The 23,829-nt window shown below is 45.2% G+C and carries 24 protein-coding genes; 11 read left to right on the forward strand and 13 right to left on the reverse strand.

Going from position 1 to position 23,829, the window contains the following annotated elements; genetic code table 11:
* Window positions 1-198 precede the first annotated feature (198 nt).
* A complete protein-coding gene (locus tag ACFS25_RS21675) occupies window positions 199-954 on the reverse strand; it encodes a hypothetical protein (protein ID WP_381505178.1) in 756 nt (251 codons plus the stop codon).
* Window positions 955-1,332: 378 nt separating this feature from the next.
* On the opposite strand from ACFS25_RS21675, the gene ACFS25_RS21680 reads away from it, so the two are divergent.
* From ACFS25_RS21680 to ACFS25_RS21695, 4 genes are all read left to right on the forward strand, one after another.
* On the forward strand, window positions 1,333-1,830 hold the full coding sequence (locus ACFS25_RS21680) for a hypothetical protein (RefSeq protein WP_381505180.1): 498 nt from the start codon (window positions 1,333-1,335) through the stop codon (window positions 1,828-1,830).
* Window positions 1,831-1,895: 65 nt separating this feature from the next.
* A complete protein-coding gene (locus tag ACFS25_RS21685) occupies window positions 1,896-3,038 on the forward strand; it encodes an RCC1 domain-containing protein (protein ID WP_381505181.1) in 1,143 nt (380 codons plus the stop codon).
* A 200-nt stretch (window positions 3,039-3,238) separates the two neighbouring features.
* Window positions 3,239-3,586 (forward strand): ArsC family reductase, encoded by a 348-nt coding sequence (locus ACFS25_RS21690; RefSeq protein ID WP_381505183.1) that lies wholly within the window; start codon window positions 3,239-3,241, stop codon window positions 3,584-3,586.
* A 29-nt stretch (window positions 3,587-3,615) separates the two neighbouring features.
* Window positions 3,616-4,017 carry a group III truncated hemoglobin gene (locus tag ACFS25_RS21695; RefSeq protein WP_381505185.1) on the forward strand — a complete coding sequence of 134 codons (402 nt, stop codon included), beginning with the start codon at window positions 3,616-3,618 and terminating at the stop codon, window positions 4,015-4,017.
* A 41-nt stretch (window positions 4,018-4,058) separates the two neighbouring features.
* Here the strand turns inward: ACFS25_RS21695 and ACFS25_RS21700 are convergent, their stop codons facing one another.
* Complete coding sequence (locus ACFS25_RS21700) at window positions 4,059-4,838, reverse strand: DUF4197 domain-containing protein (protein WP_381505187.1); 780 nt, start codon at window positions 4,836-4,838, stop codon at window positions 4,059-4,061.
* A gap of 180 nt (window positions 4,839-5,018) precedes the next feature.
* Here ACFS25_RS21700 and ACFS25_RS21705 point away from each other — a divergent pair, with 180 nt between their 5' ends.
* The 3 genes from ACFS25_RS21705 (at window position 5,019) to ACFS25_RS21715 (ending at window position 8,430) form a co-directional block, all read left to right on the forward strand.
* Window positions 5,019-6,272: a competence/damage-inducible protein A gene (locus ACFS25_RS21705; RefSeq protein ID WP_381505188.1), complete on the forward strand. Its 1,254-nt coding sequence runs from the start codon at window positions 5,019-5,021 to the stop codon at window positions 6,270-6,272.
* Between the two features lie 41 nt (window positions 6,273-6,313).
* A complete protein-coding gene (locus tag ACFS25_RS21710) occupies window positions 6,314-7,828 on the forward strand; it encodes a dihydrolipoamide acetyltransferase family protein (protein WP_381505189.1) in 1,515 nt (504 codons plus the stop codon).
* 74 nt (window positions 7,829-7,902) lie between these two features.
* Window positions 7,903-8,430, forward strand: coding sequence for a 5' nucleotidase, NT5C type (locus tag ACFS25_RS21715; protein ID WP_381505190.1), 528 nt, complete (start codon window positions 7,903-7,905; stop codon window positions 8,428-8,430).
* Between the two features lie 93 nt (window positions 8,431-8,523).
* Here the strand turns inward: ACFS25_RS21715 and ACFS25_RS21720 are convergent, their stop codons facing one another.
* The 5 genes from ACFS25_RS21720 to ACFS25_RS21740 all read right to left on the reverse strand — a co-directional run bounded on the left by ACFS25_RS21720 (window position 8,524) and on the right by ACFS25_RS21740 (window position 12,142).
* Entirely contained in the window at window positions 8,524-9,345 is an 822-nt protein-coding gene (locus tag ACFS25_RS21720; protein WP_381505192.1) for an acyl-CoA desaturase, read from the reverse strand.
* A 105-nt stretch (window positions 9,346-9,450) separates the two neighbouring features.
* Window positions 9,451-10,110 carry a DUF4159 domain-containing protein gene (locus ACFS25_RS21725; RefSeq protein WP_381505194.1) on the reverse strand — a complete coding sequence of 220 codons (660 nt, stop codon included), beginning with the start codon at window positions 10,108-10,110 and terminating at the stop codon, window positions 9,451-9,453.
* A complete protein-coding gene (locus ACFS25_RS21730) occupies window positions 10,107-10,814 on the reverse strand; it encodes a 16S rRNA (uracil(1498)-N(3))-methyltransferase (RefSeq protein WP_381505196.1) in 708 nt (235 codons plus the stop codon). Before ACFS25_RS21730 ends, ACFS25_RS21725 begins: the two co-directional genes overlap by 4 nt.
* Window positions 10,815-10,838: 24 nt before the next feature.
* Window positions 10,839-11,735, reverse strand: coding sequence for an alpha/beta hydrolase (locus ACFS25_RS21735; RefSeq protein ID WP_381505198.1), 897 nt, complete (start codon window positions 11,733-11,735; stop codon window positions 10,839-10,841).
* A gap of 29 nt (window positions 11,736-11,764) precedes the next feature.
* On the reverse strand, window positions 11,765-12,142 hold the full coding sequence (locus tag ACFS25_RS21740; protein ID WP_381505199.1) for a hypothetical protein: 378 nt from the start codon (window positions 12,140-12,142) through the stop codon (window positions 11,765-11,767).
* 126 nt (window positions 12,143-12,268) lie between these two features.
* Between ACFS25_RS21740 and mtaB the strand changes: the two genes are divergently transcribed.
* Both mtaB and ACFS25_RS21750 read left to right on the forward strand, forming a co-directional pair.
* Window positions 12,269-13,612 (forward strand): tRNA (N(6)-L-threonylcarbamoyladenosine(37)-C(2))-methylthiotransferase MtaB, encoded by a 1,344-nt coding sequence (gene mtaB / locus ACFS25_RS21745; RefSeq protein WP_381505201.1) that lies wholly within the window; start codon window positions 12,269-12,271, stop codon window positions 13,610-13,612.
* A gap of 302 nt (window positions 13,613-13,914) precedes the next feature.
* Window positions 13,915-14,277, forward strand: a complete 363-nt coding sequence (locus tag ACFS25_RS21750) for a DUF1304 domain-containing protein (RefSeq protein ID WP_381505202.1) — start codon at window positions 13,915-13,917, stop codon at window positions 14,275-14,277.
* A 331-nt stretch (window positions 14,278-14,608) separates the two neighbouring features.
* On the opposite strand, the gene ACFS25_RS21755 is transcribed toward ACFS25_RS21750, so the two are convergent.
* The 3 genes from ACFS25_RS21755 to ACFS25_RS21765 all read right to left on the reverse strand — a co-directional run bounded on the left by ACFS25_RS21755 (window position 14,609) and on the right by ACFS25_RS21765 (window position 17,886).
* The gene (locus ACFS25_RS21755; RefSeq protein WP_381505204.1) at window positions 14,609-15,937 is read right to left on the reverse strand and encodes an ammonium transporter; all 1,329 of its coding nucleotides are present in this window, start codon (window positions 15,935-15,937) and stop codon (window positions 14,609-14,611) included.
* Between the two features lie 63 nt (window positions 15,938-16,000).
* Entirely contained in the window at window positions 16,001-17,170 is a 1,170-nt protein-coding gene (locus ACFS25_RS21760) for a porin (protein ID WP_381505206.1), read from the reverse strand.
* A 365-nt stretch (window positions 17,171-17,535) separates the two neighbouring features.
* Window positions 17,536-17,886, reverse strand: a complete 351-nt coding sequence (locus ACFS25_RS21765) for a 4Fe-4S dicluster domain-containing protein (RefSeq protein ID WP_381505208.1) — start codon at window positions 17,884-17,886, stop codon at window positions 17,536-17,538.
* A gap of 134 nt (window positions 17,887-18,020) precedes the next feature.
* On the opposite strand from ACFS25_RS21765, the gene ACFS25_RS21770 reads away from it, so the two are divergent.
* Window positions 18,021-19,070, forward strand: a complete 1,050-nt coding sequence (locus ACFS25_RS21770) for an aldehyde dehydrogenase family protein (RefSeq protein ID WP_381505210.1) — start codon at window positions 18,021-18,023, stop codon at window positions 19,068-19,070.
* 58 nt (window positions 19,071-19,128) lie between these two features.
* Here ACFS25_RS21770 and ACFS25_RS21775 read toward each other — a convergent pair whose 3' ends face one another.
* From ACFS25_RS21775 to ACFS25_RS21785, 3 genes are all read right to left on the reverse strand, one after another.
* Entirely contained in the window at window positions 19,129-20,841 is a 1,713-nt protein-coding gene (locus ACFS25_RS21775) for a hypothetical protein (protein ID WP_381505212.1), read from the reverse strand.
* Between the two features lie 66 nt (window positions 20,842-20,907).
* The gene (locus ACFS25_RS21780; protein WP_381505214.1) at window positions 20,908-21,732 is read right to left on the reverse strand and encodes a glycoside hydrolase family 16 protein; all 825 of its coding nucleotides are present in this window, start codon (window positions 21,730-21,732) and stop codon (window positions 20,908-20,910) included.
* A 37-nt stretch (window positions 21,733-21,769) separates the two neighbouring features.
* Window positions 21,770-22,642 carry an alpha/beta hydrolase gene (locus ACFS25_RS21785; RefSeq protein ID WP_381505215.1) on the reverse strand — a complete coding sequence of 291 codons (873 nt, stop codon included), beginning with the start codon at window positions 22,640-22,642 and terminating at the stop codon, window positions 21,770-21,772.
* 144 nt (window positions 22,643-22,786) lie between these two features.
* Between ACFS25_RS21785 and ACFS25_RS21790 the strand changes: the two genes are divergently transcribed.
* Complete coding sequence (locus tag ACFS25_RS21790) at window positions 22,787-23,491, forward strand: esterase family protein (protein ID WP_381505217.1); 705 nt, start codon at window positions 22,787-22,789, stop codon at window positions 23,489-23,491.
* Window positions 23,492-23,829 lie beyond the last annotated feature (338 nt).

Below are 23,829 nucleotides of genomic sequence, written 5' to 3' on the forward strand. Positions count from 1 at the left end.
GCGTTGATGTGTAAGTAGGTTGTCGGCCCGAAGAATCAACTCCTTCTGCTGAATTTTCAGAAGCGCTTCTTTCTTTTCATTTTCGTATTCTACGGTTAATCGGCTAACGGCTCCGTCGCGGTCGGAGATGTAGTTATTTTTTTCCAGTTTATGTAACGTTTCATTATGTTTGAAAGCCTCTTTCCAATTGCCGGTTGTTTAATAGAAGAAGATGTAGTTGTGTTCCAGGGCAACCTGCCAATAATACACGTTTGTGTATTTCTCATCATAAAGCCGCTGGGCTCGCATAATATATGTCCACGCTCGATCTGGCTGGTCGAAGGTTAAATAAGCCGACGCCACACTCAATGTCATGGGGAGTCGATCAGCTTGCTTCTGCTGGTTAGCAATAGACAAAGCGGTTGTCAGGTAAGCTAATGCACGTGGATCTTTACGGCTTAATAACTGGTTCCCAATGTCCTGTTTTACGTGGGCGACTTCCATAGGGTCGTTGAGCCGGTATGCTAAGTACTCAACTTTTCGGAAATAATAGAGGGCGCTATCACTATTCGACGTAGGCCATCCCGTATTGGTAGGGCTCTCTCCTACCCAGTTCCGCTCATGAATTCGAGCTAAAATCGCAAAGGATCGTATTAATGCTTTGTTGGAGTGGCTACGTTTAGCAATCGCCAAGGCATGATGCGCATTTCGCACCGACTCGTGATAATGAGCCTGCGTCATTGCCATATCTCCCAGCCGAACGTAAAGCCGAGCTAGCTCGTAGGAATCGCCACGGGTTTCCAAAATCCGAAGTGCTTTAATAAACCACCGTTTGGCCGTCAGATAATCACTGGCAGCGGTATAGAGTTTACCATACTCATAATAGCCTTCAGCGATTAACATAGAGTCTTTCTTCTCTACGCCTTCCCGATACAATTTCCGAGCCAGTTGAAGCTTATTTGGTTGAAGAGGCAAACGAGTGGACTGTTGGGCGAACCCTGGATGAAACAATGTCCCTATCAGCCATAGCCCCACTAGTAGGCAAGTGCATCTAATTAAGAAAGCCATTATCAACGGATTAGTCTGGATTTACCCGCCCAAAGTAAACATAATGCAGATGCCTTTTCGGACTCTTATGCTCGTTGTGACAAATCGTAGGTTCACAAAGAAAAATACCGGCTTAGTAAAGTTGCTACTTATTCATTTTGGAAAATCAATCACATTTAAGGGTAGTAAGCCAACTTAAGATTCCATTATGCCGTGTCGTACACCGAATAATAAAGAAACTTCTGCGGGTCTACTCTAGTACCCTTCGCTTTTATCTAATCACGTATTTAAATCAAGCGCCTTATTATGAAAATGTCTACACTTTTCTCGATTGCTTTTTCATTAATCGGGGCCAATAGTATTGCACAATCAGCTTTAAGTCAGATCAGCTCGACAGTGGGAAATGTAAATTCAGCTGCTTATGGAGCCTCCAATGTAAATGCAGCAGTCAGTAATACAGGTAGCGCCATTAAAGGGACGGCTAACACGGTGAAGGATATTAGTTCTTTGTTCAAGAAGAAAGAAAAACCAGCGGAGACCATCAAAGAAGTCGCGTCAAATGCCATAATCATTACAATAACTAATATCGATTATCCCAAATTAAAACTAATTGAAGACACGATTAAACCTATTGAAGGAGTTAAATCGACATTGAAAAAATTCAACGCAAATGGGTCTACTATCGACGTCGTGTATACGGGGAAAGACGATCAGCTATGGGACGCTTTGCCTGAAAAATTTAAAGAAATGTTTACTCTAATCGATTTAGGGAATGGAAAGATTGCTATAGAACAAAAAAAATAAGTCGTTCAAAATAGTATAATCGCTGAACGGCATAGCATCCACACCAACTCTAATTTATCGAAGCCATGCAAAAAGATTTAACCTTAGTTTTTTTATGTTTTTGGCTTGCGTTTTCCTGTAGTAAAACCAGCTCTCCTGATCCGGCAACTACTACAACTACCCCAACGACTGGTATAACCCAAGGTAGTGCAAACACGGCTACTGTATTTTCATCTCACACGTACAGCACCGTCTTTATCAAAAAAGATGGCTCTCTTTGGACATTTGGCGCGGCTGAATTTACCGGAAGAGAGCCCTCTGTAACGACACTAACGCCTAAACGGGTAGGAACAGACAATGACTGGAGTAGCGTTTCTACTGCCTGGGCAACATTTGCGGTAAAGAGTGATGGTACACTTTGGTCATGGGGGCAGAAGGAACTTATAGGTAGAACGGGAAATAACCTTATTCCTGCCAAAGTGAATGAAGATAAAGATTGGGCTTCGGTCTATGCCGCCCCTAATCGTTTTACGCTTGCATTAAAAAAAGATGGAACGCTGTGGGGGTGTGGAAAAGAGGGATTCAGCGACGGAAGCAGCTATTTTTTGGATGGTACAACGACCGATAGACCCCTGATGACCCGAGCAGGAACGGAGTCTGACTGGCAAAAAATTTCAATCTACGGAGCCGAAATTTTTCTTATTAAAAAAGACGGGTCAGTATGGGGCTGGGGACATCCAAATGACGCCCTTTTCGGGACGCTGGATACAAAGTCAAAACTGGTGAACGTATTACCGGGAAATGATTGGGTAGATGTTGCCATTAGATCTTTGGGGGGAGTTGGCCTAAAAAAAGATGGATCCTTATGGAGATGGGGTTCCACTATTAATCCTAAACAGCCACAAAGAATTGGTAGTAGCAACGATTGGGTGAAGATAATTACCAAAAACGGGCTTAATGATCAGATATATGGGTTGAAACAAGATGGCTCTCTATGGGTTTCAGGTGGAGGTTTTGATTCACCCACAAGTTTTAATCCAGTTGAAACGTATAATTCTGGCGATACATTTGAGTCAATCTATTTTAATGGAAATGGAATAGTGGCGAAGCGACCCGGGAAAGATGACTATTGTGCTTTCGGCTTTTCTGGCGGTAGCGATTATACATCCAAATATGGTGGTGATAACTTTCTGGATGCTAAGGGAGAACTGAAGTGCACAAGCTTCTAATTTTCCTTTACCAGTATAAACTAATGAACTATCTATCCACACTTTTTTCAGTACTTCTCTTTAACAAACTAAGTACTCATTTATAAAAAGGACCGAACCGTCCGAGGCTCAATCTATTTTTTACTAACCGCATGGACGATTGTGCGTTTCCCTTTACGTATACAAAAAAACGGTACTTTAGCTCAACGTAACTATGCATTATGTACACCTTATACGCGATTCCAAACTGCGATACTGTAAAAAAAGCCCGTATCTGGCTATCCGAACATGGGGTTGATTATCAATTCCACGATTACAAAAAGCAGGGCATTGACCAAAAAACGATTGAACACTGGCTAACGCAAAAGCCGTGGGAAGAACTGATAAACCGAGCAGGAACTACCTGGAAGAAAGTCCCTGATGCTGAAAAACCGACCGATGTGAAAAGGGCCATTGCACTCATGATCGAAAAGCCATCTGTGATTCGCAGGCCATTGATTGAAGTCAATGGACAACTTGTAGCAGTAGGTTTTACTGTAGACCAGTACAAGGAAACATTTTCTACCTAACCTGGGGTTCTGTCTGTAAATCTATTGACATGTCCAGGAAAACACTGGATTCGCCAGAAGCCGTTAAATTTCTGGTGGATTCGTTTTATGAAAAAGTGCAGGTTGATGCACTTATAGGGCCAATTTTTACCGATGTTGCTCAAGTAGACTGGTCCAAACATTTGCCTAAGATGTACGCCTTTTGGGAGAGTCTCATTCTGGGAAACAACATCTATGATGGTCACCCATTTCGACCGCATCTAGTTGTCAATCAGAAGCATACCTTGACAATCGACCATTTTGAGCGATGGTTACAGCTGTTTTCCGATACACTTACCGAGAATTTCACCGGTGAAACCGTTGATCAAGTGCGACAACGAGCGACTCAAATTGCACTGGTCTGGACTAACAAGCTCGACTATCTGAACAACGATTCCTATATGGAAAGTTGATTACTTGTAGCAGCGCAGGTTTCGCCCGCGCTGCTACTAATTTACTGCTTACTAAATACTTTTTTCAGCAAATCGGTAACCCGTGCCGCCGGGTTTTCACGAATTTTCTTCTCTTCCTGAGCTACTAAAACAAACAGCCCGTCAACAGCTTTACCCGTCGCGTATTCTGTTAGGTTTGGGTTTACCTTTTGTACAAATGGCACTTTATTATAGGTATTCACCAAATCGCTGTAGTATTTAGTTGCGTTGTTTTTCTTCAGCGTACTATCAATGATAGGTGTAAATTCTGTCACCAATTGCTGGCCCGATGTTCGGCGTAGATACTGTGTTGCGGCATCCGTTTGCCCTCGCAAAATCCCGACAGCATCCTGAATACTCATGGATGTTATGGCTTTGATAAACACTGGCTTAGCTTTTTTAGCGGCATCTTCAGCGGCCCGGTTCAGCGACAGTTCAAACTGATCGACCTGCTTGTTCAACCCTAATTGCCGGAGCGTTGACGCTACTTTCTGGGCTTCGGGAGGAAAGGCAATTTTCAGTAATGGATTTTTGAAGTACCCATCCAGAGTCGATGCCTGATCGGAGCCTTTGCTGATACCAACTTGTAGGGCCTCTTTTAAGCCCGATGCAATATCAATACTGGTCAGGCTACCCGATGTTCCGGCAGACGGTTGAGAGACAGCATTAAGGATTTTACCGAAAAGTCCCCCGCCGGATGATTTCTGCGGGCGGCCCGTCGTTGCGGTTGAATCCTGGGCGAAACTTGTTTGACTAATAAGTAAAGCCAGCAATACGGCTATGAGAACATTTTTCTTCATCATTGAATTAATCAGGTTGCCATTTCATAACGGTCAACGGCTCTAAATCGTTTTTTCGTACTTTTGACAGTGTAAAATGGTTAAAGTAAAACGGATGCTGACTAATTAGTATTGACAGACTGATTATCAGATTTATAAAACAGCACTCTTTATCCATTTCTTCTTCATTATTAGTCAATAAAAATGACCAACACCGTCCGCGCCGAAGTAATCACGATTGGCGACGAAATATTATTCGGGCAAATCACCGATACTAATACCCAGTGGCTTGGCACTGAACTAACCAATATAGGTATTCGAATTGTCCGTAAATCATCCGTGGGCGATCAGGCCGATGTCATTTTGCAAATTTTACACGAAGCGCATCAACGTGCCGATGTCATCATCATTACGGGCGGTTTAGGACCAACCAAAGACGATATAACCAAAAAGACGCTCTGTACTTATTTTGGTGTTGGGATGGTGCGTAACGAAACCGCGCTGGCGTTAGTAACCGGTTTTTTCGAGAAGCGGGGCCGTGAAATGACCGACCTCAATCGCGCTCAGGCCGATTTGCCTGCCAACGCAATTTACATGCAGAATGACTGGGGAACTGCCCCCGGAATGTGGTTTGAGCAAGAAGGTAGGGTGTACATATCGCTGCCGGGTGTACCGTTTGAAATGAAGCACCTCATGACGAACCGGATTTTGCCGAAGCTGAGCGAACACTTTAAAACGCCAATTATTAAACATAAAATGATTCGGACGGTCGGCATTGGCGAATCTTTTTTGGCCGAACGTATCGAAGCTTGGGAAGATGCCCTGCCAGACCATATTAAATTGGCTTATTTACCAAGTTTCGGCGGTGTAAAATTGCGGTTAACCGCTACTGGCGACGATAACGCGCTCCTCGACAGCGAACTGGCTGAACAGGTGACCAAGGTGATGCCGCTGATCGAAAAAAATGTCTTTGGCTTCGATAACGACGAACTCGAAACGGTTATCGGGACTCTGTTGACAGAAAAGAAGTTAACCTTAGGCGTTGCCGAAAGCTGCACAGGTGGCTATGTGTCAGCTCAAATTACGAAAGTACCGGGCTCGTCGGCTTACTTTTGGGGAAGCGTTGTGAGCTATAGCAATAGCGTTAAAGTATCGCAATTGGGCGTTCTTCCCGAAACGCTGGAGCAATTTGGCGCAGTAAGTGAGGAAACCATCCGACAAATGGCGGAAGGCGTACGCAAAACACTCGGCACCAACGTTGGTATTGCCACCAGTGGCATTGCTGGTCCCGGTGGAGGCACACCCGACAAGCCTGTTGGCACCATTTGGATTGCCTGCGCCACAGCCCAGCGCACCGTTACCAGACTGCTTAAACTCGGCCAGTACCGCGATCAAAATATTCAACTTACCACAACCTATTTACTCAATATGTTGCGGGAAGAACTTATAAACCAATAATGAATGATGAATCAGGGGTCACCCGATTTATCACTAAACACATGGCTCTCATCGACATGGTTATGCCCAAAATGGGCGAAAGTATAATGGAATGCACAATCATCACCTGGCTTAAACAACCGGGTGATCAAGTTGACGTTGACGAGTCGATGCTAGAAGTGGCTACAGACAAAGTTGATACGGATGTACCAGCGTCGCACAATGGCATTTTAAAAGAAATCCTGGTGAAAGACGGCGATGTAGTAGCCGTTGGCGCACCCATTGCCCGCATCGAAATTGACGAACTTGTTGATAAAGAAACAAAACCAGATCACACTACTCCAACTGACCAAGCACAACAAGCACAATTAGATGCTAATGAGACACCCATAGGCATTGGTGATGTAGCCAATATTGCGGCACCCCAGACAGACGAAACGCCAGAACCGGTTAACTCTATGGTAGATGCAGCCGCTCATGAGTTGGAACTAAGTATTGCGGCCATGAGCAGTCGGGTAGACATGTCGGAGAAAGCGGTAGCTACCTCCGCGACAACGCTGGCGGGTGATGTACCTATTTTTGCCGACCGTTTTTATTCGCCACTGGTACTTAATATAGCCAAAGAAGAAAGTGTTTCGCGCGATGAACTCGACCGAATAGCTGGGTCCGGTGCTGAAAACCGGGTTACGAAAAAAGATATTCTTACGTATGTAATTGACCGCGCAGAAGGTAAAGTTGCACCGATTTCTCGATCTGTACCCTCGCAAATCGACCCTCTAACGCCTACTCTCTCACAGACGAAAACACCACCAACAGTTGTTACGTCTCAACCAGCAGCCAATGGTAAAGCCGCTGTCTCGCTGAATGGTCAGACCGACATAATTCAGATGGACAGGATGCGGAAACTGATTGCCCAGCGGATGGTGGAGTCGAAGCAGATCTCCCCCCATGTCAGTTCGTTCGTCGAAGCTGACATGACACCCGTTGTACAGTGGCGCACTCAAATAAAAGACCGTTTTAAGCAGCAAACTGGCGAAAACCTGACATACACGCCTATTCTGGTTGAAGCCATTGTAAAGGCGATCAAAGACTTTCCGATGATTAATATCTCGGTAGAAGGCGATACCATTCTGGTTAAAAAGCAGGTCAATATTGGTATGGCTGTTGCCTTGCCGAACGGCAACTTGATTGTGCCGGTCATTCATAACGCCGACCAGTATAACCTTGTTGGCTTAGCCAAAAAAGTCAACGATTTAACCAAACGTGCCCGCGAAAACAAACTCACTGCCGACGATTTAGCTGGGGGTACATACACAATCTCGAACATCGGCACATTTGGTAACCTGATGGGAACGCCCATTATTGTGCAACCGCAGGTAGCAATTATGGCCTTCGGAGCAATAGTGAAAAAACCAGCCGTCATTGAAACTTCGCAAGGCGACTTTATTGGTATTCGGCAGTTGATGTTTCTATCTCACTCTTACGATCACCGCGTTGTCGATGGTTCATTAGGCGGGCAGTTCGTCCGACGCGTAGCCGATTATTTGGAGCAATTTGACACGGAAAGAAAACTGTAATGCCAACCGTTTTGGCAGGTCACTTTATTTGATTTTATAATTAAACTACCGGTCTAATCGATCGGTATTGCCTGATGAAACAACGCATTGCTATTGACATGGACGATGTCATGGCCGACACCCACGCCAAGTTTGTAAAGATGTATCTGGAAGGTGAAATGCCCCGTTACACGCTTGACGAATTAAATGAAAAGTCTTTCCACGAACTGTTCGACGAGAATGAGTACAAAGTACTATCGCAGCGGGTCTACGAACCGGGTTTCTTCCGGGATATTCCCGTAATGGAAGATGCCAAAGATGTAATTGCCGACCTGATGCAGAAGTATGAAATCTTTGTGGCATCGGCGGCACAGGAATTTCCAAATTCACTACGCGAGAAATGGGATTGGTTACAGGAGCACTTTCCGGCTATTTCGTGGCGCAATTATATTTTCATGGGTGACAAGAGTGTTCTCAACACGGCCTACCTCATCGACGATATGCCCCGAAACCTGCATACTTTTCAGGGTGAGGGCTTACTCTTCGACGCGCTACATAATCGTGAAGATAACCAATTTCGGCGCGTTAAGTCGTGGCAGGATATAGCGAAGATTTTATTGTAACCGGTCAAAAGGTGGCATTCCACCAGAAGAGCCTATAACAGAAAAAGCTCCGACTGAATCGGAGCTTTTTCTGTTATGAATTACAAAGTAAAGCTACGCTTCAACCTCGCTTTCAATCTTTTCTAGCTGAACTGATCGATCATGCCCAACTTCATATTGCGCCTTTTTTGCTTCAGCCGACGGTCTAAGCCGAACAACATGCAGTTTGTGCAGAATACCAATTAATGGAAAAGTTGGGTCGAACTCGAACCACTTAGCACCAAAGTTTGCCGAATTAGGCCGTTTGTGATGGTTATTCTGAAATAATTCACCCATCATAACTACGTCCAGAATCAACGAATTTTTTGATTTATCCTGGTTGTCGAAGTTAGCATACCCGTATTTGTGACCACTCCAGTTGATGATAGCGCCATGTACGGGTCCCATTACAAAATGGACAGGTAGCAGAAAAAAGAATGCCCAATGCATATCTAAATAAAAGAAAGCAAACAGGTAAAACACGCTATACATTACAGCCCAACCAGCCCGAGACACCCAGGAATCGCCAACTTTTTCAATAAAATTCCATTCTGGATAATTCCGGTCAAACTGCCGTTCAACAGTCTGTTTACGGTGAAGAACAGCATTATAAATATCTTTAGTCTTCCACATCATCGTGAATATATTCTTGGTGTGATGGGGAGAATGGGGATCTCTTTCGGTGTCACTGAAGGCGTGGTGCATTCGGTGAAGGACAGCGTAAGCACGCGGGCTTAGGTAAGATGAACCCTGCGATACGTAAGTCAGCGCATAAAAAAACCGCTCCCAGAATTTGCTCATCGAGAACATTTTGTGGGCTGAATATCGGTGTAGAAAGAACGTTTGGCAGAACAGGGACAAATACCAATGTCCAATGAACGCGGCCAGTACAATCACAATACTAATTAATTAAAGGTGAATACTATTGATGACTAGGAATACTCCTACAAAACTAACGAAATTTAAGGCGTTTTGGCTTGCCTTCCTCAAATAATACTTTAATTAATTTGTAGTTGTTGCGTATTGTAACAGGTTAGCCCCCATACGTAATGCCTGTTGGCGTACGGGTTCAGGGTCATTATAGACACTCTGATCTTCCCAGCCATTGCCTAAATCGCACTCATAACTGTAAAAACACAGCAACCGTCCCTGATAAATCAGGCCAAATCCCTGCGGTGCTTTAGCATCATGTTCATGCACTTTAGGCAAGCCGCTGGCAAACTTAAACTTCTGCTGATAAACCGGATGATTGAAAGGCAGCTCAATAAAATTGAGTTCAGGAAATACCTTTTTCATCTCGCGCCGAATAAATTTGTCTAATCCGTAGTTATCATCAATATGCAAAAAGCCCCCCGACATTAGATACCGACGCAGGTTCTGCACATCGGCGTCGCTGAATGTAACGTTACCGTGACCGGTCATGTGAACGAATGGATAGCCGAATAAATCGGGGCTTCCCGGCTCCACAATGTCCTCTTCAGGAAAAATATTCATGCGCAGATTGGCATTGGCAAACTTAATCAGGTTCGGTAACGAGGTTTTATTCGCATACCAGTCTCCCCCACCGTTATATTTTAGCTTGGCAATCTTGTAAGCATACTGAGCGTTGACAACGCTAAACGTAGCCAAGAAAACGAGAAAGGATAAAAGTAACTTTTTCATACGTTTATAAAGTTCAATAACTGACAAGCCGTCAGGGCGGCCGTTTCGGTACGTAATCGATTGGGGCCAAGCGTTACCATCTGGAAACCAGCCGCTATTGCCTGTTGAATTTCTTTTTCCGCAAAATCTCCTTCCGGTCCAATTAGAACAGTATACTCCCCGGTTACAGTTGCACGTTTCGCCAAATTTATGGGTGGTTCATTAGCGGGCAAGTGAGCAATAAACCGTTGCTGCTCCACTATGGTCTTCAACATTTCGCCGAATGGAAGAGCATCATCTAATGTAGGCAAAAAAGACTGCAATGACTGCTTCATAGCGGCTACGGCAATTTTTTCTAACCGGTCAAGTTTCAATACCCGACGTTCGGAATGCTGACCGAAAAAGAAACTGATTCGCTCAATCCCCACTTCTACCGCTTTTTCAATAAACCATTCGATGCGGTCTAAATTCTTAGTGGGTGCCACACAAATTCGGATAGAAAACGGTCGCGGGGGCGTTGTTTGGGTATCAGTTATCCGAAACGCGCAACGTCGGGCATCAGCTAAATCAATAACGGCCGAATAGCGGTTTCCGTGTCCATCGGTAACGGCAATAGCATCGCCAACATGTAGACGCAGTGTTTTAACTGCATGGCGCGAATCATCTTCAGTAAGCCGTTGAACGGACTCTCCTGAAACGATACCGGGCTGATAAAATAAGTGCATACGTAGGGCAAAAGTAAACACCCATCATTTACTGACAACATCGGCCCACAACCAGCGCAACGATTCGGGTAAAATAGCCCCGCCATGCTTGCCGTTATGCCCGCCTGTGCCGCCAACAAATTTGTAGTCGTACTTACCGAATTTCAGAGCCGCTTCCATTTGCAGATTACCGAGCCACCAATTACCAGATGGATTATCGAGATCGTTACTACCATCCTGCAAGAAAACTTTGATGTTATGCTTAGGTGACTTGCGAATCAGAGAAGGGTAAACGTAGCCACCTTTTATATTCGTAAAGCTTCCAACGTGACTCAGCACCTTATGAAAATAATCGGGCCGTTGCCAGGCTGCCGTAAACGCACAGATACCCCCCGATGAAAGGCCGCCAATGGCTCGCATCGTAGGTGAATCGGCCAGTTTATAAGTCTTGGTAAGCTCTGGAATCAGTTCTTCAATTAATAACCGGTCATATTGACTGGTGAGCGTATCGTACTCAAAACTGCGATTATCAGCTTTAAAAGGGTCTTTGGGCAACTCTTCGCCATGCTGTCCGGGATTGATAAATAACCCAATCGTGACGGGCATTGCTTTCTGGTGAATTAGATTGTCGAATACAATCGGCACCCGAAAATCACCGTCTTCTTTCACGTAGGTATGTCCATCCTGAAATACCATTAGCGCGGCTGGATTCTTTGCGTCGTATTGGGCGGGCACGTACACGTAGTACTCCCGGATAGTATTGGCGAACACCTTACTTTTCCAGACATACTTCGTCACTTTACCCATAGGAATACCCGGCTGTCGCTGTGAATCGGGCCCATAAGCGACAGTTTCACTAGTAGGTTTCTGCTGCGCTTGAGCTACATGAAGATTCAACAAAACAGTGCTAATAATCAACGTATTATGTAAATAGTGTTTCATATAGTAAGGAAGAAAAGAAATAACTAAACCTACCGACGACTGGCACGAGCACGGTTGGTCAATATCACCAATAGTAGTCCTTTGGCTGAATCGAGGAGTAAATTATCCGGTTTACCGAAGGCCACATAAATGCCGATACCGATGCCAATCCACCAGAAACCGAGTAAATAACACAGGGTAGCATAGTCGGGGGTTCGCTGTTGCACCTGCCACAAAGCCAGCCCACAAACCAACGATACAAAAAGCAGCAACCAGGCGACAATATAACCAAGGAAAGCGGTATCGGGTGTTTGGCCTACACCAAACTGATGCAGCGAAAATTCACGGGCAAAAAAGGCTCCACCCGTCAAGCCAAGTTCAAATAAGAGCGCAAGACTGAGGAGTATAAGAAGTAATCGATGAGCCATAAATACGTTTGTTTGACGAGTAAAGAAAATAAAAATCGCTATTTACCCTAGTACTCAAGTCAATGGAACACTCTATGGAACGTCGGACCGTCATTTTTTGTATTTTTGCAGGATAGATTATTTGCTGTGAAAAAAGTCGCTTTTTATACACTCGGTTGTAAGCTGAATTTCTCCGAAACCTCTACCCTTGCTCGCCTGATGGAACAGCATGGCTACGAACGTGTGGAGTTCAATCAACAACCAGACATTTTTATCATTAATACGTGCTCCGTGACGGACAATGCCGACAAAAAATGCCGGAAAATCGTTCGAGAAGCACAGAAAATCAACCCCGATGGCTACGTGGCTATTCTGGGTTGTTACGCTCAACTGAAACCTAAAGAGATTTCGGAGATTCCGGGGGTAGATGTCGTTTTGGGTGCGGCCGAGAAATTCCGGCTCCACGAACTCATGCCAACCTTCGTAAAAGTACCGACCGGCCAACCCGCCCAGGTATTTAATTCACCCATTGAAGAGGCAATCGAGTACCATGCAGCCTACTCGCTTAATGACCGAACACGCACCTTCCTGAAGGTGCAGGACGGCTGTGATTATCCTTGTGCCTATTGTACCATTCCACTGGCGCGGGGCAAAAGTCGTTCCGACACAGTCAGTAACGTAGTTCGGGCCGCCCGCGAAATTGCCGAGCGGGGAGTTAAAGAAATCGTGCTGACGGGCGTTAACATCGGTGACTTTGGGATAGTTGGCGGTACTGGGCTGGCGGTCCAGAGACAAGAGACTTTTTTCGATTTAGTACAGGCTTTAGATAAGGTGGACGGTATTGAACGCTTCCGCATTTCGAGCATTGAACCAAACCTTTTAACCGATGAAATCATTGCCTTTGTGGCCCAATCAAAGCGGTTTGTTCCGCACTTCCACATCCCCCTTCAATCGGGTAGCAACCGCGTGTTGGGCCTGATGCGTCGTCGCTACAAGCGCGAACTCTACGTCGACCGTGTGCAGAAAATCAAGGAACTTATGCCCAACGCCTGCATCGGCGTAGATGTAATTGTGGGTCATCCCGGCGAAACCGATACGGAGTTTAAAGAAACCTATCTCTTCTTGAACGAACTACCCGTATCGTATCTGCACGTATTCACCTACTCCGAGCGCCCAAACACAATAGCCGTAGATATTAAACCTGTAGTGCCGGGCAACATTCGGGCCGAGCGGTCGAAGATGTTGCACATTCTGTCAGACAAGAAACGCCGTGCTTTCTACGACTCGCAGGTTGGGCGGGATTCAACCGTGCTATTCGAGGAAGATATTTCTGACGGACAGATGCAGGGCTTTACCGAAAACTACATCCGTGTTGTGGCGCAATACGACCCACTGCTCATCAACGAAATGCTATCTGTACACTTGACAGCCGTGAACGCTGAGGGCTTAATGGAAGTAACCGAAGGGGAACCTGTGCTTGACCATCATTAATTCGTAAGTAGTTGAGGACAAAGAGTTGTTAGGAAGGTATATGGGATAACTTCACAGGTATTGGACGTTTCTCATTAAGCTTTTCTACAGGCCAATAAGTAACTCACACTAACACCATATTACTACCAACCGCACAAGTAGGGCCATTTCGTGGTAAGCATTGTGCAAGGTAGAGGATAGTAGAGCAAGACTATTAACGTGAAATTCTGGTAGCTTTCCAGTAGTCTTATATAAGTAGAGCTAGAGCGTCTAGGCAATGACTTGATTCCTTATACATGAATTAAACTCCTCCTCCCGTAATTATGAAGATGACCGCTGAAATTCTGATTGGCTTTGTCGCCATCGAACACATTTATATCCTTTGGCTGGAGATGTTTGCCTGGACCACGCAAGGGCGGAAAACTTTCAAATCATTCCCTCCTGATTTGTTCGAGAAGACGAAGTCGCTAGCTGCCAATCAGGGGTTGTATAATGGGTTTTTAGCCGCCGGTCTTATCTGGTCGCTACTGATTCAGGATGCGGCATGGAGTGTAAACGTTGCTTATTTTTTTCTGGGATGCGTCATCGTGGCCGGGGTATTTGGTGCCTTAACTGCACAGAGATCCATCTTTTTTGTACAAGCCCTACCGGCAATTATAGCATTACTTGCTTTGCTCTTAGCTTAGAAACCAGTCAATCTACAGATAAGTAATTTATACAGAAATTGCCTAATCACCAGGTAAATAGGTAGCCTGAAGAGAATCTTCCGCAGACATTTGGGTGTCTCCTGTTTCCCTGAATGATTGAAGCACTGATCGGTATCCAAGAGGAGCCTAACTACAGACAAATTTTTTAATACCCCTAAAAGCAGGAGACCGCCCCCAAGCGGGAGCGGCTCCATGAGTACAACAAAACCACAGATAAAGCTGCCAGACATATAGGCTAGACAGGATGCCTGTGGCTCTGTTATAATAGCTTAAACCAATAAGGCCTCTTTTATTAAAAGCCTTTTATCAATTATGCTTCGATTAGGAATTCGTCGTGCTGACTTACATCCAGACCCATCTTCTCGTCTTCTTCTGTCACGCGTAGTGGTAGAATCAGATCGGTAATTTTTAGCAGTGCGTATGACATTACGAATGCAAATATCGACACAGCAACTAAAGCAATCAGGTGAGTGATGAACAATTTCGTTTGACCGAATGCAAGCCCCTCATCAACAACGGCTGAGTTAATGCCTTTGCTAGCGAAAATACCCGTCATCAACATACCAACCATACCACCAACACCGTGGCAAGGGAACACGTCAAGTGTATCATCAAGCGTCGATTTCGAACGTAGGTGAGCTACGAAGTTCGATACCATTGCGCCAACTGTACCAATGAATATGGCCGTTGGGATTGTCACGAAACCCGCTGCAGGGGTGATAGCTACCAGACCCACGACTGCACCGATACAGAAACCAAGAGCCGATACTTTCTTGCCTTTAGCTGCATCAAACAATACCCAGGCTAAACCCGCAGCCGCAGCCGCCGTGTTCGTTGTAGCGAAAGCCGAAGCGGCTAATGGAGAAGCAGCTACTGCTGAACCAGCATTGAAACCAAACCAGCCAAACCATAGCAAACCAGTACCTAATAGCACGAATGGAATATTTGCTGGTGGAAAATAACTTGCTTCGATCTGCGATTTCCGGCGTTTCAGATACAACGCACCAGCTAGTGCAGCCCAACCTGCCGACATGTGAACAACCGTACCACCCGCAAAATCGAGTACGCCTAACTTAAATAGGATACCTTCTGGATGCCAGGTCATATGTGCCAGTGGCGCATAAACGAACAGGCTAAACAGAATCATGAACAAAACATACGACCGGAAATTGATACGTTCAGCCATTGAACCCGTTACCAGCGCAGGCGTAATGACAGCAAACTTAAGTTGGAAAAAGGCAAATACAACCAAAGGAATCGAAGCGGCCAGCGACCAGGGCTTACCATCCAACACACCCTTGAACATGAAGTGATCCATTGGGTTACCAATAATGCCCCCAATTGAGCTGCCGAATGCCAGGCTAAAGCCAACAACTACCCACAGAATACTGATAACGCCCATGGCAACGAAACTTTGCAGCATCGTTGAGATAACGTTTTTGTTATTAACCATCCCACCGTAAAAGTACGCCAGACCTGGCGTCATCAACAAAACAAGGGCAGTAGCAACGAGCATCCAGGCTGTATCACCGGAGTTGATACCTTCCGTCACAATTTGTGTCGGAACTGACGGAATAAAGACAGCCAATACGCTGATTACCAGCAAAATGACAAGAGGAACGTAAGTAGGCTTTTGCATAATAACTGAGGGTTTTTGTTGTACTAATTAAAATTTGAGTTAAGAAAATAGAGATACATTATATTAGAACTTAAAGATGGCTGCCATGCCAAGCGTGGACTGAGACTTTGTCAGCGAACCATCATTTTTCTCAAACTTATTTGCTGAATAGCTGTCAATTCGCAATTCAGGTTTTAGCAATAAATGGCCATCAGCGGCTGTGATATTACCCGTTACTGTAATGGAATTAACACTGGCCCCAGCACCAGTCGCGTCGGTAAGAGCGCGAGCACCATTTTTGTTGTCGAACGATTCGTAACGAATGCCAATTCCGAATTTGTCGGTGAAGGCGTAGTTGGAATACACAGCGGCACCACCCCAGCTTTTTGAAGTTAGTGGGCCACCCAAACTTTGGTAATCACCTTTTTGTGAACCCGCAGCCGCATTCAGGCCTAAGAAAAACTTAGACGTTATCTGATACGTTGTTGTGAGGTCAAAAAGTTGATAATGTGCATCGTTGGCAGCTACAATACCAGTTGCCGGAGTGCCAACTGCTTGCGATGCTTCATTCGACACGATAGCGTTCAAATACACATTCCAGCCCGTAACCGGCGCGAAAAATAACTGTCCGATCAACCCTTTCTTTTTGTTGTTGTCGAATAGGTTATCGACATTATTTACTAGACCAACCATCAACGAAGCCCGGTCGCTAAAGGCATACTGTGCTTTCAACCCGATGTGATAGAATGGTCCGTTATTGAAAAGATTGGAGAGTGAGTAGTTGTAGTTGACTGGGGCGTCAATAACTTCATACCCTATGTGTGTACCAAACTGCCCCGCTGTGAACGACAATTTGCTAGTTGCCTTATAGGTGATATATGCCTGTTTAATAGCCAGTGAAGTAGAACCAGGTCCGAGTGGCCCGATGTAGTTGCCATAGTTACCCAAATCAGAAAATGGGCCAAACGTCAGGTCAATTACGGCATCCATCTTACTAGCAGAATACATCGCCTTTGCCTGAACTAAGCCAATCCCAAATTGACCGGCCCTCTGATCGAACGCGCGAGCATTACCTACGCCTGATCCATTAAGCCCTAAGTTCGACTGACTCTTTGGGTTGTTGAAATTACCGAAGTAATACGTATCCATGTAGCCGGAGAATGTGAATTTTCCGGGTGTGGCACTGGTCGAATCTTGTGCCTTGACAGCGAAGCCAACAAACAAAGAACTAATAAGTAAAATTATTTTTTTCATAATAATAATTTGGTGGGTAACGACTTTCCCTGTGGTCTTATTTCGTAGCAAATTTTGTTCAAAAAATTATTGTACGCAACAGACAACCCCAAATAATTATGTATAACTTTAAAATTTATCCAATAATGTTAGAATTTTTCTATAAAATCCACTATAAATACCGAAAAGGTTAACAAAACCAACCTATTTATCATATTTGGCTAATCAATCTATTTCCCAAATATTATTCTTTTTACTAAAATGATTTTTCGTATCTAAATACGCTACTTGAGGAGTTTCGAAGAGGTAAGAACGCAATAAGAACGCAATAAGGCCCGATCAGCAAACTGATCGGGCCTTACTCTAAATTTGAGGTTACTTAAACCTTATGCTTCAGCGTGGAGCCAGCCTTTCTTAGCCAGTAGCGTCTCCTCTTCTTCTACATGTTCAGGATCAGGTACGCAGCAATCCACCGGACAAACAGCGGCACACTGAGGCTCTTCGTGAAAGCCCATACATTCGGTACACTTATCAGCAACAATATAATAAAATTCGTTTGAAACAGGGGTTTGTGGAGCTTTACCGCTCACAACTGTGCCATCGCCAAAATCGACTTCGGTTAGTTCGGTTCCACCTCCCCAGGTCCATTCAACACCACCTTCGTAGATGGCCGTGTTGGGGCATTCCGGTTCGCAGGCACCACAGTTGATGCACTCATCGGTGATCATGATTGCCATGAGCAGTACTTATTTATATGTGGTAAATTTTTTGACTTCTTGAATGAACAACAAATATAACTATTTAAAGGTTGGCGCCAAACTAATATTTAATTCCATTAGTTGATGGTGTATTCCATTTGTTTATACAATTCATGCTTTTATCAGAACGACTGCAAACGTTTGTAGCTCTAGGCGACTTCTTGCGCTCAGCCAACGCCCAATCCGAACTTAACGAAATTGTTCAACAAGCATATTATAAAAGTAACTGGTTCACGCCCGAGAACTCTCTAAATTCCCTGCGGGCAATTGCCGATGAGTTTCTAACGACAGATAAACTCACGGCTTGGGTAGGGCAGTATTTTACCGAATCAGAGGCTATTCCAGCTAAAACGCCCCGCTTGGTAGGTGTTGTAATGGCAGGTAATATTCCGGCTGTTGGCTTTCATGACATGCTCTGCGTATTAATGAGCGGTCACAAATTGATGGCCAAACTAAGCACCCAGGATTTTGTACTAATCCACTATTTAATAAAAAAATTAAAGGAGATTAACCCATCGTTTGACGAGTTGATTCACGAAGTCGACCGACTGAATGCGGCTGAAGCTTATATAGCCACCGGAAGTAATAACACAGCTCGTTATTTTGAGCATTACTTTTCTAAAAAGCCGCATATTATCCGCAGAAACCGCACGTCAGTAGGCTTGCTGATGGGCGAAGAAAGTGAAGACGAATTTCTAAAACTCGGTCATGATATTTCAGATTACTATGGCTTGGGATGCCGTAATGTCTCAACGATTATGGTACCGGCAGGCCCCGATGGTAGCCCATACGATTTCACGCCCCTACTGCGAACACTGGAACCACAGGTGTCTATCTACCTGAACAACCATAAGTATCAGAATAATTACGATTACAACAAGTCAATCTATCTTATCAATGGCACACCGCATTTAGATAATGGCTATCTATTGCTGACCGAAAATGACGGACTGGTATCCCCAATTTCAGTTTTGTATTACCAAACGTATCAAACGCAGGCCGATGCAGCTGCCTGGTTCACGGCTCACGCCAGTCAGATTCAGGTTGTCGCGTCAGCGCAAGGCTGGTATCCCAATAGTGTTCCCTTTGGTACAACTCAACGCCCTGGCTTAAACGATTATGCTGATGGTGTCGATACAATGGCCTTTTTAAAGGAATTATAAATGATGAATGATACGTAATAACTGTAGCGATACTTCATCATTTATACTTCATCATTCACTAGTACCGCCAGCTTTTAAGATCGGCACCTTTGGGCGCGGATGTTTCAATACGCTTCATAATTTTGTCAATGTATAGGGTATTGTAACGCAACCGGCTAATGTAGTTCGGTTGCGTGGGGTCGCCATTCCAGCAATGTTCGGCGCGGTCGCCGTAAGCCACTTCGCTGCTGGCGACTGGATTTTGTACACTTTTCAAAAAATCTTCCATCAGATAGACCGCGTTGTTGAGGTAATAATTATCCATATCCCCGCAGTAGATATGAATCTTGCCGGTCACTTTTGGGCCAAGAGTTTTCCAGTCGCGCCGGAGTATGTGAAGTAAATCGTAATGTTCGCGCCAATAGTCAGCAACGGCGGGGTCGATAACGCCGGTACGTTTGTTCCAGATGCGTTTTGGATACCCGTCTGATCCGACGGGTGAGTACACAGCCTCCCAAATGTCGAACTGGTCACCTGACCGGGAGTGAGTGCCCAGGGCTAATTCCCGGTGATTTGTTTCTTCGAGGGTCACTTTCACCTGCCCGAGGTAATTACGCTGACCGGGCCGGGGCGTCCGTCGAAATGGTCCTTCAGCATAGTATGCGTTTTTGTCTTTATAAAGATTAAAGACCGTGTACGCATCGAACGCAATCGGGTCGGGACAGGCGGCAAAACAACCATTAAATTCATCAGGATAAAACACTTGTGCCGCCAGTGCCTCCCAGCCACCCGTCGAACCACCATACGTAAATCTAGCCCAGCCCTGCCCAATACCCCGAAACTGCTTTTCTATTTCGGGCAGGAGTTCATACATAATGGCGTCGCCATAGGGACCAAGATTTTCGGAGTTTACGGCATATGAATCGTCGTAATATGGATTAGCATGTTGGATTTCAACGATCAACATCCGGGGAAATTCCTTACTCGTCCATTTCTTGTAAAAATCATACGCTTCCTGCGCCACGATTTTCTTATACCCGTGAATTTTAAACCGCTCAAGGTAATCGGTCGTGTCCATATTGGCGGTCGGTGGTGTTTCGCTGAAGCCATCAAAATCGGAAGGAAAATGACCATGATTGATACAAATCGGGTAACGGGCTTCGGGATGTTCATTAAAGCCCGCTGGAATCAAGACATGCGCACCGAGGTACATAGGTCGTCCCCAAAACTCAGTCAGACGCTTGCTCTGAATTTTGATGTGCTTGATAAACTTGGTGTCTTCGGGCTCGTCGATTGGTGGATTTACCTGATTCAGCACAACCGACACTGACTGCTTCCCTCCAGCTTTGATGCTAATTTTCTGCGGCTTGCTGAATAGATTGCCCGGAGCGGTGCGCCAGTTTTGGCCCTCTCCCCTATCCATTGGCAGTTTAACAGTATGTCCATCTTTGCGCACAAATGTTTCATATTTGTGCAAAACGGCTTGCACGTAATAGTCGCCGGGGGCTAGATCGTTCAAACTGCGTTTTGGATAACCAAAGGCACTGGCATCGACTATTGCCCGCTGACCAGGTTTTAAACCATCGACATCTACGCCGAAAATCTGAGCCGTTTCAACCGCGTCGCTCACCTGCGAACGGGGTTCGGGTTGGCTCGTTTTTGCCAGAATCAGCAGTACACGACCATCGAGCGATGCGCTACTTTGGGCGGTTGGGAACGTGACCGAAAAGGTTGTTTGGGAGTGAGCTACGATTGTGATTAGTCCCAAAAGAAGGAGTAGTTGGTATTTCATCAGGAAGATCAGGTTGATTGACAGCGGGTAAGATACGAATTTGACTGCAATCAACGGATTTTCCCGTTACTGATATACTCTTACATAATCAACTTCCATACGTTGCGGCCAGATGGTTTCATCTACTCCCTTTTGCCCGCCCCAGTTACCGCCAACGGCTACATTCAAAATCAGAAAAAAAGGTTGATCGAAGGGCCATTGAGATGCGGCAGCGCCCAAAACTGATTTCTGAACGGTGTAATATTTCTGTTCATCCACGAAGAAATCAATCTGATCGGCGGTCCACTCGATGGCGTAGAGATGAAAATCCGTCGTTATGTTCGGTATTGTAACAGCCTTTCCCTTTTCGGTTTTCTTACTATGATTATATGCTTCGGTGTGCACAGTTCCATGAACAACGCCCTCATCGAAACCGACGTGTTCCATGATGTCGATTTCTCCACATTTGGGCCAACCTGTATTCGAAACGTTCTTACCCAGCATCCAGACGGCGGGCCAGGTACCCACCCCTTTTGGCAGTTTGGCCATTGCTTCGATACGGCCATAGGTCCAACTAGTTTTACCCTGCGTCAGCAGGCGGGCAGATGTATAGTTCTTGCCCTGATACGCTTCTTTGCGCGCTTCAATAATAAGTTTGCCCTTTTCGACACGGGCGTTTTCGGTACGCCGGGATGTGTAGTATTCCAGTTCGTTATTGCCCCAGCCGTTACCGCCTACCTCATAACTCCACTTGGTAGAGTCAGGCAATCCAGACTTTTCGAATTCATCAGACCAGACAAGTTTGCGGGCTCCGGGCACTATTGTTGTGCTCGTCGGGAAGGTTACATCAGGGCTTTTACAAGCCAGCAAAATTACAAGTGCTACTACATTCATCAGTAACAAGCTTTTCATAGATTACGTGTTTTTCACTTCCCACGACAGTCTGATTTTACTTTCCAGAAGAAAATGCCCATGTCAAAAAGTCTGGCATAATAGAACTCCAGGTTTCCTGATTGTGTTTGCCACCCTTTATTTCGACATACCGAATGTCAGATGGGCCACCGGAGGGGTTTGAATGATAGCCTTTTTTAACTAACTCATCAATCAGATCTGTCGTATCGTCAATCGCATCAATGATACCGTTATTATTGCGGTCGCTGGTTTCGTCTTCCGTACCCGTTTCAAACCAGAATTTGAGTTGTTTGTGGTATGTCCCCCTGCGAACCAGATCATGCATAATCCGGTCGGTTTCATCGCGATAGCCGTCGGCTGTGCTTTTGCTACGCCACCAGAAGGAACCAGAAAATACCCCCGCCCGACTAAAGCGTTCGGGATGATGAAACACGATGTCGAAGGCCGATAAACCACCCAGCGAAAACCCGGCAAACACCGACTGTGCGGGGTCAGCACTTACATGGTAGTGCTTTTTGATGTATGGCAATAATTCTGTCAAGACAAAGTTGGTATACAGTTTCGCTTTGCTGCCTCGATTCATATAGTCTGCCTGAGACGCTGTGCCATATTCCTGAATCCGGTCGCCCGCATAAATGGCGATAAGTACAAATGGTCGAATGGCCTGTTTCTGATAAAGCGAATCTAAAATGGCCGTCATGCGCAGATGAGCCAAATCCTGACCATCGTTCAGGTACAGAACGGGCAGGCGTTCCTGCGGGTGCAACTTAATGAACGTATGATAATCAGGCGGCAATATAATATCCAAATGAACCATTCGATTGAGCGGAACAGAGTATAAGGAATCATCGCGCTGAACCGTTACGGCGGGTCGTTCGGCTTGGATAAGGGCCGGTACAGGGTCAGCCATAAGAGTAAAAAATGTCAGAATTTGTATAATCACAAGGTGCAAAATAGAGATTTTTCAGCTCATGCCGGTCCTTTTTTGTCGGTCCCAGCTATTTCGTCTATTTTCATCCGAAATTTTTTCCGTTCCAATTAAACAAATACACTCGTGCAGGAAGATTATCGCAAATGGTATTCGCATCATCTCGGGCGCGACATTGAGATGCTCGTTTACGGGGATTGGGGCTATCCAGTGGTGTTATTCCCGACCTCAATGGGGCATTATTACGAATACAAAGACTTCGGCCTGACAGAGACTGCCCGCTGGTTTGTTGAATCGGGCAAGATCAAATTGTACTGCATCGACAGCATCGACCGCGATAGCTGGTACGCCAAACATCTGCACCCCGGCACCCGCATCTGGAATCACGTTCTCTACGATCGGTTTCTGCACGAAGAGTTAGTGCCGGGTATTCAGCGGGAATGCAATGTTCAAAAAATCGGCGTATCCGGGGCCTCGTTCGGTGGCTATCACGCGTTAAACTTCGCATTCCGGCACCCGGAGCAGGTTGGTCACCTACTTACAATGGGTGCAGCGTTTAACATTCGGTCGTTTCTGGGTGGGTATTACGACGAAAACGTCTATTTTAATAATCCACCCGATTTCATGCCTAATGCTCAAAACGATGAATTATACCGTATGAACATCGTGCTGGGAACATCAGAATACGATTTCTGTAAAGAAGATAACTATCAAATGTCAGCTATTTTGAACCGTAAGGGCATTCATCATCAACTTGATGTAACACCTTGGGGGAACCACGATTGGCCCGTCTGGAAGGATCAATTCCCCCGATATTTAAGTAAAATTTAAGTAAGAAAATTTATATTTTTAACAGAAAAATTAGTCTTATTTGATTAAAAATTAAATAGAATATTGGTGAAGAATGATTAAAATGGCATACTAATTGCCTTTATTTATCAACGATAAACATATTATCTTGCTATGCTTCCATATCAACTCGTTCGACCAAATTTCCGTACCACAGCCACTGGTTTACACATGTATATCCAGCGAAAAAACCAACAGCGCTTGATTTTGAGCAGTTATGTTTGTTCTACATTGTATAACTAACCTTTCGAGCAACATAAAAAGCGCACAAGTTATTACGGCATAATCATCTATCAGATCAAGTTCTTACCAACAAAAAC

The sequence above is a fragment of the Spirosoma flavum genome (assembly GCF_042686045.1).
Classification (GTDB): Bacteria; Bacteroidota; Bacteroidia; order Cytophagales; family Spirosomataceae; genus Spirosoma; species Spirosoma flavum.

Bases quoted from the DNA above. Each gene is read 5' to 3' on its own strand.
- ACFS25_RS21750 (WP_381505202.1), top strand. From the start codon at position 13,915: ATGAAGATGACCGCTGAAATTCTGATTGGCTTTGTCGCCATCGAACAC.
- ACFS25_RS21740 (WP_381505199.1), bottom strand. From the start codon at position 12,142: ATGGCTCATCGATTACTTCTTATACTCCTCAGTCTTGCGCTCTTATTT.
- ACFS25_RS21760 (WP_381505206.1), bottom strand. From the start codon at position 17,170: ATGAAAAAAATAATTTTACTTATTAGTTCTTTGTTTGTTGGCTTCGCT.
- ACFS25_RS21765 (WP_381505208.1), bottom strand. From the start codon at position 17,886: ATGGCAATCATGATCACCGATGAGTGCATCAACTGTGGTGCCTGCGAA.
- ACFS25_RS21770 (WP_381505210.1), top strand. From the start codon at position 18,021: ATGCTTTTATCAGAACGACTGCAAACGTTTGTAGCTCTAGGCGACTTC.
- ACFS25_RS21690 (WP_381505183.1), top strand. From the start codon at position 3,239: ATGTACACCTTATACGCGATTCCAAACTGCGATACTGTAAAAAAAGCC.
- ACFS25_RS21685 (WP_381505181.1), top strand. From the start codon at position 1,896: ATGCAAAAAGATTTAACCTTAGTTTTTTTATGTTTTTGGCTTGCGTTT.
- ACFS25_RS21680 (WP_381505180.1), top strand. From the start codon at position 1,333: ATGAAAATGTCTACACTTTTCTCGATTGCTTTTTCATTAATCGGGGCC.
- ACFS25_RS21785 (WP_381505215.1), bottom strand. From the start codon at position 22,642: ATGGCTGACCCTGTACCGGCCCTTATCCAAGCCGAACGACCCGCCGTA.
- ACFS25_RS21695 (WP_381505185.1), top strand. From the start codon at position 3,616: ATGTCCAGGAAAACACTGGATTCGCCAGAAGCCGTTAAATTTCTGGTG.
- ACFS25_RS21755 (WP_381505204.1), bottom strand. From the start codon at position 15,937: ATGCAAAAGCCTACTTACGTTCCTCTTGTCATTTTGCTGGTAATCAGC.
- ACFS25_RS21735 (WP_381505198.1), bottom strand. From the start codon at position 11,735: ATGAAACACTATTTACATAATACGTTGATTATTAGCACTGTTTTGTTG.
- ACFS25_RS21775 (WP_381505212.1), bottom strand. From the start codon at position 20,841: ATGAAATACCAACTACTCCTTCTTTTGGGACTAATCACAATCGTAGCT.
- ACFS25_RS21700 (WP_381505187.1), bottom strand. From the start codon at position 4,838: ATGATGAAGAAAAATGTTCTCATAGCCGTATTGCTGGCTTTACTTATT.
- ACFS25_RS21730 (WP_381505196.1), bottom strand. From the start codon at position 10,814: ATGCACTTATTTTATCAGCCCGGTATCGTTTCAGGAGAGTCCGTTCAA.
- ACFS25_RS21715 (WP_381505190.1), top strand. From the start codon at position 7,903: ATGAAACAACGCATTGCTATTGACATGGACGATGTCATGGCCGACACC.
- ACFS25_RS21780 (WP_381505214.1), bottom strand. From the start codon at position 21,732: ATGAAAAGCTTGTTACTGATGAATGTAGTAGCACTTGTAATTTTGCTG.
- ACFS25_RS21710 (WP_381505189.1), top strand. From the start codon at position 6,314: ATGGCTCTCATCGACATGGTTATGCCCAAAATGGGCGAAAGTATAATG.
- ACFS25_RS21705 (WP_381505188.1), top strand. From the start codon at position 5,019: ATGACCAACACCGTCCGCGCCGAAGTAATCACGATTGGCGACGAAATA.
- ACFS25_RS21725 (WP_381505194.1), bottom strand. From the start codon at position 10,110: ATGAAAAAGTTACTTTTATCCTTTCTCGTTTTCTTGGCTACGTTTAGC.